Origin of the sequence: Lactobacillus sp. M0390 (genome assembly GCF_016102085.1) — a bacterium.
GTDB lineage: Bacteria > Bacillota > Bacilli > Lactobacillales > Lactobacillaceae > Lactobacillus > Lactobacillus apis.
On sequence record NZ_JACFPH010000003.1, the window covers coordinates 203,082 to 217,212 of the forward strand.

A 14,131-nucleotide genomic window follows, 5' to 3' on the forward strand; every position below is an offset into this window, starting at 1 on the left:
GATAAGGAGATAGATTATGACAAAAACACTTTTTGCTAATTTTTCATTATTTGATGGCACCAAAAATGAAATTCAGGATAACGCTTGGTTATTAGTTGATAACGACACCGGTAAAATCACAGAAGTTGGAACAGCTAATCCACCTGCAGCAGACGAGAAAGTCGATTTAGCTGGCAAATACGTTATGCCAGGTTTAATCAATTGCCACACACATGTGACTATGAACCCCAATCCTAGTGATGGCGACACCATGGCTAATGTAGTTGCCTCAACTGTACGTGGTGTTAAAAATTTACATACGCTTTTAAAATCAGGCGTTACTTATATTCGTGAGTGCGGTAGCATTTTTGATATTGATATTACCTTAAGTAAGCTGATCGATGCTGGTCTAATTGAAAAGACGCCCGAGATTTTACCTTCGGGGCGTCCTTACTCAATGACTGGCGGTCACGGTGACTTCCCTAACTTTGGTCATTTGGTTGATTCCCCAGACGAAATGCGCAAAGCAGTTCGTCAAGGTCAAAAAATTGGAGCCAAAGCAATCAAAGTTATGGCTACCGGTGGTGTCATGACCGAAAATGACTTCATGGATGATCCACAATTGAGTACAGAAGAAATCAAAGCTGCTGTCGAAGAAGCCCATCATAAAGGTAATATTGTCGCTGCCCATGCCGAAGGTAACCCAGGTATCATGAACGCAATTAAAGCAAACGTTGATTCTATCGAGCATGGTTTTTACGTTAATGACGAAGAAATTGACTTAATGCTTGCACAAAAAACATACCTTACACCAACAATTGTCGCAGATTGGGCCATTCCCAAATTTGGTGAGGGCCTCTTACCTGATTGGGAAATTAAAAAAGCCGCTGATGCACTAGACGATTTATGCAAAAATATCGCTCACGCTCATGATCGCGGTGTTGCCATCACTTTAGGAACAGATGCTGGGACACCGTTTAACGACTTTTCAATGACTCCAGTAGAACTGCAATTAATGGTCAAGATCGGCTTTAGTGATTATGATGCGCTAATGACTTCATGCCAAAATTCTGCCAAGTTACTAAAAATTGATAATGAATATGGTACTCTTGAGCCAGATAAGTATGCTGACTTCTTAGTTTTAGATAATAATCCATTAGAAAGCGTTAAAGCCGTACAGCAGGAAGACAAAGCTGTTTATAAAAAGGGCCAACGTGCTTACTAATTAATAATAATTAAAAACCTTCTAGTTTGAACAAATGTGTTCAGCTCTAGAAGGTTTTTTATCGTAAGAATTAATCAACTGTTAAATAATTTATACTACTTTTGGACACTGGCTTTTTCTTCAGCCCTGCCAAAATGCGTATTAAATGCTAAATTCAAAACAATTGCTGCCAAAGCGCCAATCGTAATCGGTGACTTCAAGAAGTATTGCAAGAATAATGGTGCTTGAGCAATTACTTTAGCTGGAATAAGAACTAAAGCAAAAGTTAATACCATTGGAACTCCTACCACGTAAATTTGGTTACCATTAGCTTCAGGAATAGACTTTAAACCATTCAGCATAATAATCACACAGATAATCGCAAAAATTCCACCAATTACAGGACTCGGAATAGCTGCTAAAAAGGCTGAAAGCTTACCAACAAAACCTAAGACAACAAACCAAATTCCGACTGATAAAAATACTTTACGGCTAGCCACTCCAGTAATTGATACAACCCCTGCATTTGTGGAATAGCCTGTCATCGGCGTGCTTCCCAGTAAAGCGGCAACTAAACAACTTAGCCCTTCACCAACTAGGCCACGATCCCACTGTTTTTTCGTGATTTCGATTCCTGTTACATTGCTCATCGCAAACCAAGTACCCATTGTTTCGGTTGTTAGAACAATATAAATAATCACAAAGGTAAGAATTGCGCTGAAAGAAAACTTTGCACCATAATGCAAAATCGTAAATTGTGGCCATGAGAACCAGGCAGCTTTTTGTACGCTCTCCCAGCTGAACATGTGCATGCTTGCCGCTGCAACGGTCCCAACGAACATCGCAATAACAATCGAACCTGCTTTTAACATGTTCTTTAGACGCCCAGCATAATTGCTAAGGATAAGCACAATTAGTAATGACCCCATTGTAATTCCAGCTAAAGCAATATTTCGATTTAAATTACCGCTAGCTTGAAAGATATTGTCATTGAGGGCTGAAGGCATAAGCGAGAGGCCCACACAAGCAATAATTGTACCGCCAACTACTGGTGGCACCAGTTTATTAACAACTTTCTGATAAACGCCACTTAGACCCAGCAATACTACAAGCAAGGCACCAACAATTGTTGCACCCAGAACCGTTGCCATTCCGCCGTTGGGACCACCATTAGCTAAATAAACTCCAACTACTGCACCAACTGGTACATAAGAAGGTCCCTGAGACATTGGCATTTTCATCAAAAGGCCTGTTTGGATTAACGTACCAATTCCGCAAGCCAAAAATGCAACTTGTAAAAATCCTGTTTTTTGTGCAGCTCCCATTGATAATAAGCCTGCGATGATTAATGGTGGCACATAGACATCCATTGCCAAAACATGCTGCAGACCCAGTAGGCCAGCTTCTAGAGTAGGAACATTATCATCTGGACCGTAAATTAATCCATTATCTTTCGTCTGCATTATTTTTCTCCTTGCTTGCAGCTACTTGACCTTGTACCATGACCTGATCAATATTTTCTTTAGTGGTTTGATAAAGCAACTTTTCAAAGCGCATTTGTGGACTTTCATCTTGAAAGACAGTCCAATTTTGATGAACAACTTGTAAGTCGGCATAACAGCCAGCTTTAATTTCTCCTGTAGGCAACTGTAAGCTCAAAGCTCCTCCAACCGTAGCCAGATAAAAAGCATTTTTCATCGACAATATATCGTCTTTGGTACCGCGAACCTGCGGATCTAATTCAGCATCCACCCCTTCATAGCGTTGATGTGAAGACACCACTGCTTGGCGGATATTTTGGTAAATGCTTGGACTGTAACCACCGGAAACATCGGTTCCTAAGCCAATCTTATTACCATTTTGTAAGATTTGTTTGGCAGGCAAAACGGCATTGCCAAAGTAGACGTTTGAAATTGGACAATGCGCCAACCCAACCTTTTTTTCTTTAAATAGGGCTACATCATCATCGTTTAATAAAGTACCATGTGCCATTACGGCCTTATCTGTCAATAACCCAAACTGATCTAAAACTTCAGCATCTCGTTTATTGTAATGTTCTAACGCATAGCCATTTTCCCAATCGCTTTCACTACAATGAGATTGCACTGGAAGATCATACTTCTGCGCCAATTGCCCTAATCCAAGCAGTGCCTCATCTGTACAGCTTGGCAAAAAGCGCGGCGTAATAACAGGTGTAGCTGGAATAGTCTCATTTTCATTTAACTTCAAAACAGCATTGATAAAAGATTCAGTTTCAGTTAGTGCTTGTGCAGCAGTTTGGTCACGATAGTTTTCAGGCGTTTGCTCAGGATTATCCATCACAACTTTGCCGACAAACCCACGCTGGTGGTACTTTAAACAAGCCTTGACCAATTCCAAGTTACCAGAATTGTGAACTGAACCAAAATAAAGAGCGGTGGTGGTTCCCTGAGCCAGTAGCTCCTGAACTAAATCCTCATAGACTTTTTGCGCAAAATCCGAACTTTTATATTTTTCCTCTAATGGAAAAGTATAAACGTTGAGCCAGTCTTCCAGTGGTAAATCCAACGCTACTCCCGCATTGGGCCACTGGGGTGCGTGGATATGCAAGTCAATAAAACCTGGTAAGATTACTTGATCATCGTCTAGTTTTAGTAAGCAGTCTCCCTTACTTGCTGAAGCTTTAACTTCTTGATAGTTAGCATCCCCTGACTGAATAATTTCAGCAATATAGCCCTGACTATCAATACAAATTAGAGCTTGCTCTTGATACTCAATCTCATCTGGACTGATTGCAGTATAATAATTTCCTTGAATAACAGTTGAAAAATTAATGGTTCTTTCCTCCTTAATATCGAACATTTTTGTTATATTACAGTTTTAATATTCGCATATTTATTGTAACAAACTAACTTAGCAGAGGACAACTTTATTTTCAAAAACTATATTCACTGAACTTACCGATGTTTTTTATTTACAGTAAAACCCCGAAACTAACAATAATTCCGGGGTTAAATAATTTTATTATAAAGCTAAGTATTTTTCTGCGTTGCGCAACTCTTCAATAGAGAGTTGCCCTGGTGCTGAACTTTTTCCTACGGCACCAAACGATAAACTAGAGCCAAAAACTTGACCTGCTATCCTAGTTACTTTGCCAATATCACCCATAGCCATGGTAATTATTGGATTTTCAATTTCATTATGAACTTCATTTGTCGCTTCCAACAAATTTAGAACATCTTCTACATTGTGTGGCATGCAAGCCAATTTAGGTACATCTGCACCAAGATTAGCCATTTTCTTTAGTCGAAATTCAATTACATCTTTAGCTGGCACTTTTTCAAAATCATGGTTACTCATGATCACAACAACATTATAGTTCTTTGCCTCAGAAACTAGAGACTCTATACTCTTTTCCTCATGGAAAAGTTCTATGTCAACTGCATCACCAAGGCGATTAACAATTATTTGATCAACTAAATCTAGATACCGATTTTCTTCTAACTGGCAAACTCCTCCTTCACTTTTAGTTCTAAAAGTAATCAATAATGGTAATTCACCAATAAGCTCACGTATCTTTCTACCAGTATCAATTAACTGCGCTGTGTCTTCAATTCCAGCAGCATAATAATCAATGCGCCATTCCATCAAATCTGGCTTAGCCGCAGCAATTTCTTTAGTGGATGTTAAAATTTCTTCCTCTGTACTTCCAACATTAGGTACAGCAATTTTAGGAACGCCTTCTCCTAACAGAATATTTCTTATTTTAACGGTGGACATTGCTTTACCTCAATTATTTACTCTCATCAGAAAACATTATTTCTTTAATATAATCAGTTGGCATTTCCTGCCCTGTCCAAAGCTTAAACGACGCAGCTCCCTGATTAATCATCATTCCAATACCATCAAAGACGTGTTTAACCCCAGCTTCTTGAGCCACTTTCATTAATTTGGTTGTTCTTGGCGCATATACTGTATCAAAGACAACCATATCTTCATGAAACCAAGATGGGTCTGAAACTAACGTCTTATCTTCAAGTGGTTTCATCCCAACGCTTGTGGCGTCACAATAGATGTCACTTTCAGCAATTGATTGCTTGAAAGCTTCTTGGTCTGTCAGCTCGGTCAAAGTAACTTTGCAATCAGTTTTTTCTTCAATCGTTTTTACGTTTTTTTCAGCTTGAGCCCATTTATCGTCCTTGATATTGAACATTCTAATCTCTTTTGCTCCATCAAGAGCAGACTGAACAGCAATAGGAGTAGCAGCGCCACCTGCACCAGTTAGCGTCATCACTTTATTTTTAATTGAAATTCCTTCATCTTTTAGTGCTTGAACAAAGCCAATTCCATCGGTAGTGTAGCCGGTTAAAACCCCATTATCATTAACAATTGTATTAACAGCATCACACATTTCAGAAGCTGGGGATAGCTTGTCTAAGTACTTAATTACTTCCTTCTTATTAGGCATAGAAACATTGGAGCCACGCATATCCAGAGTCCTTATTGCATCAACAGCTCCTTCTAACTTGTCATTACCAATCTCAAAACAAAGATATGTATAGTTCAATCCTAGTTTTGCAAAGGCATTATTGTGCATTGTTGGTGACATTGAGTGTCTAATTGGATATGCCATTAAGCCTATTAAATAAGTATGGCCATCAAGCCAGCCAGTAATTGGGCCATTTACACCAGTAATTTTGTTAGTCATTAGATTTTTCTCCTTTTAACATTATTAGTTAAATTCCTAGTTATTCTTTCGAAGCACCTGAAGAAGCATCAACTTTTTCAGCTCCAATTTCTTTTCGCTTAAAATTAGTATTATCAGCTGCCTCAGTTCCTGCAACAAAGCCAGATGCATAGCTCCATGAGTTCATCATACTTGGCATCGAGTCATGTCCATTTGCTCCGCCTATAATCTCACCTGACGCATAAAAATTAGATATTGGGTTGAATTCAGTGTTTAAAAGCTGCATATGACTGTTTGTTTCATATCCACCTAAAGTTGTACAAAAACGTAATTTTTGTTCAATTACATAGTACGTCTCACCCTCATATTCATGCATAAATTGAGCTGGACGACCAAATTCATCATCATTTTTTTCTTCAACAGCTTTAGCATAAGTAGATAGAGTTTGCTGTAAGTTTTGATAATCAATTCCAGCTTTTTGAGCAACTGTTTCTAAGCTGCCTTTGACCAAAATAGGACTCTTTTTACCTTCTAAATCAAAGAAGCCCTGAACTTCTTCAGCAGTGAAACCATATTTTAGTAATAACTCATAAAACTTATTCCACATACGCTGATCCATCACCACAAACGCTATTTGGTCTTTTTGTGCCGCAATTGCATCCCTAAAATGAGTGTATGGTGCTGATTCATTAACAATTCTTTTGCCAGCTGTATTTACAAAAATTGCACCCATATCACTTACCTCTTTAGTTGAATAGGTGGTTAATTTAGCAATTCCTGGCTCAACTTCAAGTCCATGTGGATAAACCTTGTACCAATCTAAATTACGCGATACGAGGTTCATATCCTTGGCAAAGTCAAAGTAATCCCCTGTAGATGTCATTGGACCGTAATATGGAATGTTGGTCTTATGTTCACGATAGTCTCGTGCACCCCAGCCACCAGCTGACATAACCAGAGATTTGAAATTAAGGGTTACAGTTTCATGCTTACCTTCTGCAACAAGAGAAACCAATTCTCCTTGATTGTTTTTATTTAACTTTTCAACTCTAGTTTCAAGTAAAATTTCTCCACCTTTTTTGACAAAGGCTTCTGCTACTTTAGAGATTAATTCGTATGAGCTTTCCGATGGCATTTCAATTTGTCTGTTAACAGAGTGTTCAATTGTTTGAGTTTCTGCTTTTTGATAAGTTAAATCTGCAAAGTCAGTAATAAAATCAACTGCTTTACCAATATTATTAACTAGTACATCTGTTAAAACCTGATAGTTTGTTCCTCGACACTCATGAGCAATATCATTTGCTAGTACTGCTGGAGAATCCTTTTCAGCTTCTTCGCCAAACAAGCTGGCTGATACTTTTGAACCTGTACCTACCACATTGGAACCATTTAAAATAGTCGCTCCACCAAGGTAACCATTTTTTTCAATTAGTACGACTCGTTTTCCCATTGATAGAGCTCTTGAAGCGGCCATTAGTCCTGCCATACCTGAGCCGATGACAGCGACATCAGTATTTAGCGTACGTTCTTGATGTGCTTTTTTGTTTGGCATTGCTAGAATGTTGAGCCCGGTTTTTTCCAGTGCCTTTTTACCTGAATCGAGCATCGCCTGTGTCATAATTGATGCTCCAGAAATTGCATCAACATCAAAGCTTTGACTTTTAAGCACGTTTTCTTTAAGCTTGCCAACTACTTGCTTAAAAATGCCAGGCGTTTCTGAGCTTTTTGTCACTTTAAGATCAACAATTTTTCCACTATCAACATTTATTTCAAAATCGATTTGGCCATTACGGCCTTCGGCTTGTGCCTTAATAATTTTATTTGACATAAATTCACCTTTTTCTACGTTAGCCTTCAATATTAAATTTTTTACTTCTAACAATCAGCGTTGCGGACAAAACTACAGAAATAATTGCAATAATTGCAGTAATCCAAAATACTAGCAATGTACTAGTAGAATTTGCTTTCAGTACAAATGCAGCAACTAATGGAGCAACAAAATAAACAACTGCTGGTGCAAAACTATAGTATGACGTAATCTTTCCGTGGCTTTGTGGGAAATATGATGTCAGTACTGATAAGCCAACTTGCCAAACACCACCTGCAGTGAAAAATCCTACAGCTACTGCACCAATTTCTCCTGCAACTAATGAAGGTTTAAGAACCATGAATAGTAACCCAATAGCTGAGATAATTGAGTAAGTCATGATTAGATATAATCTTTTAACTTTAGTAACTAAGGCTGATGTAACAAACACAGAAATTAATGACGCAATTGAGTACCATGAAACTAATTGGTTTGCATTAGCTGCTTGCTGATTTAAAACATACTGACCATAATATGGTGCATATAAAGAAAAAATATAAAAAGTAAAGCAAAGTGTGAATCCTAATGCAATAATCATTAGTCCATCAACAGCTAGCTTAGGCTGATTGCCTGCATTTATGCTGGCATCATCCACAGTCGAAGAATTGTCATTACTTGTAACAGTTTGTGGTGCATAAGTAGTTTTCACAGTTAATAGCACATCAATCAAAATACAGAGAGCAAGAATGCATGCTGTTATTTTTGGATCCTTAATTAATTTCACAAAAAATGGGAATAACATCTGCATTACCTGCATTGCAGCTTTAACAAAAGAATTCATCGTTGCTGTCTTACCTGGATAAGCATCTGCTAAAGCTGGATATCCAGCCGTGTCGCCAAAAGAGTTAGTAGCACCAAAAAACATTGCTGCTATTCCAGCTATCCAAATATTATTTGCAAAAGCTGCTCCTAACAAAAAGATTGCATCACTGATTAGTGCAATTAAGAGTGTCTTTTTCCGGCCTATTTTATCTGAAATTGCTCCTGCAAATAAAATAGTGATAATCCTACCTAGTCCAACCATTGCAATAACTAAAGAAACTTGAGTTTCACTTGCATTCCATAAATTGGCTAGAGTTTGTCGATATTGACTGATAAATAGCGTTGCAGCACCTACCACAGCAAAATGCAAGTAGACGGATACTGCGACACCAGTATAATTCCTTTTCTTATCCATTATTTTTACCCTTTCACAGTAATTCTTAATTAGGCAAAAACAATATAACCTATTTTAAAAATTAAGAATAATTGTTTATCATTCCCAATTTATTAATAATAGCTATAGCTATCACACCTTACTGTAGAAGATAAATAACGTACTCTTTAAATTACTTGGTACCGCTTTAACAAAAAACAGCCGATAAAAAGTCGTTTTATCAGCTATTTGCAGTTTAAGATAGTTTTTTTTAATAATTGGATTAAAATAGTGCATAATACAGAAAACATTTCTACCTCAAAATTATTAATACAGTTATCTATTAACCAAAATGGAGTATTATCAATGAATTTAAATCAGCTATATTATTTCAAAGAGTTAGCAGATCAAAAGAAATATACTGCAGCAGCCAAAAGCCTATATATCAGTCAGCCAACATTATCAGTATCAATCAAACAGTTAGAAAATGAATTACATTGCAAACTATTTAAACAGAATGGCCGTTTTGTGCAGTTAACAAGCTATGGTCGTATTTTTTACGATACAGTAGTTAAATCACTAGATGCTTTAGAATATGGTAAAAGAAAAATTCAGCAAAAAGTCAGCCAAGATCACGGCAATATTCATGTCGCTGGCATTCCAACCGCAATTGGAATTTTATTACCCAAGATCACGAAAATGTATCAACAAGAGAGCAATGTCTCACCACATTTTATTTATCATGACAATCCTTCCTTTCAAATATGTGAAGGAATCAAAAATGGCTGGTATGATATTGGAATTTGTTCATATGTTCCCGAATTTAGTGAGTTTACATATATTCCACTTTATAATGAAGAAATTATCGCTATTGTTTCAAAAAACAATAATTTAGCCAAAATCAATGAAATCTCACCAGAAGAGTTGCAGGGAGAGACCATTATTACATACTCTAAGAAGATTCAAATCGGTAAAGATATAACCGATGCTTTATTAGCTAGTGCATCTGATTTAAATATCACCAATCGATTACACGATGAATTAGCAATCGCTGGCCAAGTTTTAACCAATAATATTGTTGGCGTCGTGGCAAAAACTATATACCTAAGTGGTTTTGATATCCACCAAATTAAATTAGACTTGCCCAAAGATACTCGCCAAGTTTATTTGGTTTATGATCCGAATCAAGATTTTTCACCAGAGACCATTAATTTTATTGATTTTATTAAAAGTAATAAAAAAGAAATCCAATCAATCGTTGATAATATTTAAAAAATAAGCCTAACAATGGGCATCACTTTACTAGAAAACTAACAAATTATGACTAATTCAATTACTCAAAATGCCCTTCGGGCGCTTTTATACGAAGTTGTTACACAACCTAAACCAGGTCTCGTTGATCCCTTAAACCAGGGACCGCATCCCGATATGAATATTTATACTTTTATTGATAGTAGCTTGAGCTTAGAGCACTATTTTTCTGAAGCAGTTGAAATCGGACAAACCTTTCAGTCAACTGATTTAACGCAAATGTTTCAGCAATTGAGACAACAAGGTATTTTGGCTGAAAAAGAGATGTACACCGCTACTAAAGGAATAAATACTCATAAAGGTGCTATTTTTTCTTTAGGTATTTTTGTTTGTGCTGAAAGTTACAGTAAGAAAAATCAAACTGAAATATTTACTACAATTAAACGGATGTGTCATGGCTTAGTAGAGCACGATCTAATTAGCAACAATAAACTGCAAACTGCAGGCGAAAAAGAATACCAGCAATATGGTACAGGCGGTGCGCGCCAGCAGGCTGAACAAGGCTACCCTATCATTAGCGATATCGCCTTACCTTTTTTAAAAAATAGTTCTGGTAGTTTACAAGTGCGTCTTCTAGACACATTGATGAAAATTGCCACAATTGCTGTTGATAGCAATTTAATCAAGCGAGCGGGCAATTATGATGCTGTTAAATGGCTTCAGAAACGCGCTCTTAGGTATTTAGAACTGGGAGGCTATGATTCCCCATTAGGTAAAAAAGAACTCTTAAAATTAAACCAGGAGTGTTTGGAAAAGAACTATAGTTTAGGAGGCTGTGCCGACCTATTAATTGTGACTATCTTTTTGGGTTTAGAAAAAGGCTACATTGTCTAGAACAAAAAAATACTAGCTAATCTATTTAGATTAACTAGTATTTTTCGTTTAAGTAAAAATCACAATATGATTAATGGTGTGACGCACCACTTACTGCATCAGTATCTTCAATTTCACTGCATGCTGTATCAGCAGCAATACGACCAAACGTAAAAATATCAGCCAAGGAGTTGCCGCCAAGACGGTTACCAGCGTGCAATCCACCGGCAACTTCACCGGCCGCATACAAGCCAGGAATCACTTGATCTTTTTCACCAAGTACTTGTGCCTTTGGATTAATCTTTAAACCACCCATTGTGTGATGAATTGCTGGTTTACGTGGTGTTGCATAAAATGGTGCAACTTCACACTTGAGGTTGAACGCACTTTTACCAAATTCTGGATCATTTCCGGCATCAACATATGAATTATATTTCTTAATAGTATTAACTAAAGTGTCTGGATCCATGCCTGCTTTTTCAGCCAATTCTTCTAATGTATCAGCTTTTAGAAGAGTTCCTGCCTTAACTTGAGCTTCGAGTGATTCTTCTGTGGTGTTGTAGGCTGTCTTTTTAATTTTATCGTCTGCAATTAAGTAAAATAGGGTTCCATTAGCAATCGCAGCTTTGGCAAGGGTGTCACGTTCTGCAAACTCGTTAACAAAACGTTCACCTTTTTGGTTAACCATAATAAAGTTTTCTGGTGGTGTTTGAATTCCAGTAAACAATTCACCTGTCTTAGGATCTGAAACAGGCATCAACTGAATAAAGCCCATACCAACTAAGTCTGCACCTGCTTCTTTACCTAAGGCGATACCATCACCGGTAATTGCTGGCGAGTTAGTTGTCGCGATATCATCATCAATGTGTTCCCAGTATGTATTGTACTTTTGCACCATTTTGGTATTTGCACCAAAACCACCAGAAGTCAAAATAACCTTCTGCGCATGAATAGTGATCTTATTGCCGTTACTACCTTGTGCAACGACACCAGTCACTTCACCATTTTCAATGATTAAATGTGTTGCCATTGTTTCCGTTAAAACTGTAGCACCATGGTCTTTAATCCAATCACCTAAAACATGAATAAAGGCATAACCCATTGGCTCAACAGGCTTGTGACCACGACGCCACAATGCCCCAACTGGCATTGTCACGTCTGAACGATCAAATTTAACACCTAAATCTGTTAGCCACTTAACTGAATCAAGTACATTGTTAACAAGTTCAGTAACTAAAGCATAGTTACCGTGAATTTCATTGCCATTTAAGTCTGTTCTTTTACCACCTAAATAAGTTTGAATTTCGTGTAGTAGAACTGAATCAAACAAGTAGTCGGCGCCAGATTCAACATATTCATTAATTTGTTGTTGTAGTTTCTTAAAATCTTCCTGATATTCAGGATCAATTTCTTCAATTGGAGTTTGAGCAAGCTTTTCAAGACTTTCTTTTTCACCAGAAAGAGCTTTAAATTGATTTTGCCATTCTGGCTCAGCCGCATTAAGTGGACCACCTGCTCTTGTAGTATTACCACCAATTTGAGGATACTTTTCAAGCACAACAACTTTTTTGTTATTTTGAATTGTTCGTGCTGCTGCAGTTAAGCCTGCACCACCAGCACCAATTACAACAACATCGGTATTATATTCCTCATCTTGTCCTGCATCTGCACTAGGCTTAGGACGATTAGCCCATTCTTCTGGATCGCCGCCGGCCTCTTGGATTGCTTGACTGACGCCATCAACAACACCATGACTTGAAATTGTGGCACCACTGACAGCATCTACGTTTAAAGTTTGATTATTGATAATTTGTTCTGGTAAACGTTTAAAAACTTCGTCTGCTACACCTTTGGTTTCACCACTTGAATCGACTGTTATTTCTTCAATCCGATCTTGTGAAAGTGTAACTTTCATTGGCATAAAACTTGAGCCATGTCCCTTAGCTTCTACAGCATATGTACCTGGTTTCATTTCGAGTTATTCCTCCTTATTTACATCTTTAATAACTAAATTTTACTAGCTTTCAATATTTAGTTGAAATACTTTTATAGCAAGTAGGCTATAATAAAAATGTTATCGGAGGAAGAATATGAAAGATCCAGAAATTTTAATCCATTATCTTGATGTTTTATTAAAGGAAAGTAATTTTACGCGCGCAGCACGTGAACTATATATTTCTCAACCTTATTTAACCCAACTAATTAAACGGATTGAGCGCAAGCTAGGTACTAAAATACTAAATAGAGATGTTGCACCTTATACTTTAACCAAAGCTGGCATAATCTATTATAAGTATCTTGAAACAGCTATTGCTAATAACCAAAAACTAGAAGATAAACTTACGCCTTATACTGATCCCAACAAAGAAATCGTTCGAATAGGGATACTGGAGAGCCTAGGCACCTTTTTATTGCCGGAACTCTTACCTGAATTTCTTGCTCAAAATCCTAACATCAAGGTTCAACTAACAGAGACTTACCCTAGAAAAAGTGAAGCTCAACTTCTAGCTGAACAAGTAGATTGCTATATTGGCCAAACACCTGAATCACTAAGCAGTGGGCTAGATTTTTATGTTAATGGTGGTGAAAACTACTACATTATTATTTCGCCAAAATCAAGGTACTTTAAAAAAGGGCGCTTTATCCTTAAACCAGATGAATATGATATCAAAAAAATTATCAAGGAACCTTTTGTTGTTAGTTCTTCAAATTCCGCTATTCGTCACCAAGTTAATGGTGTATTTCAAAAATTTCATGTTAAACCAAATATCGTATTAGAAACTAATAGTATCCTAACCGCAACTAACTTAGCCATTAAAGGTGTTGGCTTAACTATTTCAGCCGCAAGTATAATCAAGCGTATGAACCAAACACCAATTAATCTTTTACCCTTAAATGAAAACATCATTACCGTTAAGTACTTTATTGCAGTAAAGAAAGGGATTAAACAAAAAGAGGGCGTCAAAAAACTGATTGCAAAGTTTATGGAAAAGAACATTCAGCCAAATATCCGATAAATATGAATACAACAAAAAAGAGAATCAACTAAGATCCTCTTTTCTTGTACTTTGCTCCGGCTGTCAGACTCGAACTGACGACATCTTGATTAACAGTCAAGCGCTCTACCAACTGAGCTAAGCCGGAATATTAAAAAAG

The 14,131-nt window shown here is 37.2% G+C and carries 11 protein-coding genes and 1 tRNA gene; 4 read left to right on the forward strand and 8 right to left on the reverse strand.

What is annotated here, in order from left to right:
• Positions 1-16 precede the first annotated feature (16 nt).
• Entirely contained in the window at positions 17-1,204 is a 1,188-nt protein-coding gene (locus tag H3R25_RS07365) for an amidohydrolase family protein (protein WP_198194770.1), read from the forward strand.
• 95 nt (positions 1,205-1,299) lie between these two features.
• Here the strand turns inward: H3R25_RS07365 and H3R25_RS07370 are convergent, their stop codons facing one another.
• The 6 genes from H3R25_RS07370 to H3R25_RS07395 all read right to left on the reverse strand — a co-directional run bounded on the left by H3R25_RS07370 (position 1,300) and on the right by H3R25_RS07395 (position 8,893).
• A complete protein-coding gene (locus H3R25_RS07370) occupies positions 1,300-2,646 on the reverse strand; it encodes a uracil-xanthine permease family protein (RefSeq protein WP_198194772.1) in 1,347 nt (448 codons plus the stop codon).
• Positions 2,630-4,024 (reverse strand): amidohydrolase family protein, encoded by a 1,395-nt coding sequence (locus H3R25_RS07375; RefSeq protein ID WP_198194774.1) that lies wholly within the window; start codon positions 4,022-4,024, stop codon positions 2,630-2,632. Before H3R25_RS07375 ends, H3R25_RS07370 begins: the two co-directional genes overlap by 17 nt.
• 162 nt (positions 4,025-4,186) lie before the next feature.
• Positions 4,187-4,942 (reverse strand): type I 3-dehydroquinate dehydratase, encoded by a 756-nt coding sequence (gene aroD / locus H3R25_RS07380; protein WP_198194776.1) that lies wholly within the window; start codon positions 4,940-4,942, stop codon positions 4,187-4,189.
• A gap of 13 nt (positions 4,943-4,955) precedes the next feature.
• Positions 4,956-5,870: a shikimate dehydrogenase gene (locus tag H3R25_RS07385; RefSeq protein WP_198194778.1), complete on the reverse strand. Its 915-nt coding sequence runs from the start codon at positions 5,868-5,870 to the stop codon at positions 4,956-4,958.
• A 40-nt stretch (positions 5,871-5,910) separates the two neighbouring features.
• A complete protein-coding gene (locus H3R25_RS07390; RefSeq protein WP_198194780.1) occupies positions 5,911-7,677 on the reverse strand; it encodes an FAD-dependent oxidoreductase in 1,767 nt (588 codons plus the stop codon).
• A gap of 19 nt (positions 7,678-7,696) precedes the next feature.
• Positions 7,697-8,893 carry an MFS transporter gene (locus H3R25_RS07395; RefSeq protein ID WP_198194782.1) on the reverse strand — a complete coding sequence of 399 codons (1,197 nt, stop codon included), beginning with the start codon at positions 8,891-8,893 and terminating at the stop codon, positions 7,697-7,699.
• 324 nt (positions 8,894-9,217) lie between these two features.
• On the opposite strand from H3R25_RS07395, the gene H3R25_RS07400 reads away from it, so the two are divergent.
• The gene (locus H3R25_RS07400) at positions 9,218-10,123 is read left to right on the forward strand and encodes a LysR family transcriptional regulator (protein ID WP_198194784.1); all 906 of its coding nucleotides are present in this window, start codon (positions 9,218-9,220) and stop codon (positions 10,121-10,123) included.
• A 45-nt stretch (positions 10,124-10,168) separates the two neighbouring features.
• On the forward strand, positions 10,169-10,996 hold the full coding sequence (citG, locus tag H3R25_RS07405) for a triphosphoribosyl-dephospho-CoA synthase CitG (RefSeq protein ID WP_370567452.1): 828 nt from the start codon (positions 10,169-10,171) through the stop codon (positions 10,994-10,996).
• A gap of 70 nt (positions 10,997-11,066) precedes the next feature.
• On the opposite strand, the gene H3R25_RS07410 is transcribed toward citG, so the two are convergent.
• The gene (locus H3R25_RS07410; protein WP_198194788.1) at positions 11,067-12,947 is read right to left on the reverse strand and encodes a flavocytochrome c; all 1,881 of its coding nucleotides are present in this window, start codon (positions 12,945-12,947) and stop codon (positions 11,067-11,069) included.
• A 118-nt stretch (positions 12,948-13,065) separates the two neighbouring features.
• Between H3R25_RS07410 and H3R25_RS07415 the strand changes: the two genes are divergently transcribed.
• Positions 13,066-13,992, forward strand: coding sequence for a LysR family transcriptional regulator (locus H3R25_RS07415; protein WP_198194790.1), 927 nt, complete (start codon positions 13,066-13,068; stop codon positions 13,990-13,992).
• A 54-nt stretch (positions 13,993-14,046) separates the two neighbouring features.
• Here H3R25_RS07415 and H3R25_RS07420 read toward each other — a convergent pair.
• Positions 14,047-14,119 (reverse strand) — tRNA-Asn (locus tag H3R25_RS07420).
• Between the last annotated feature and the right edge of the window lie 12 nt (positions 14,120-14,131).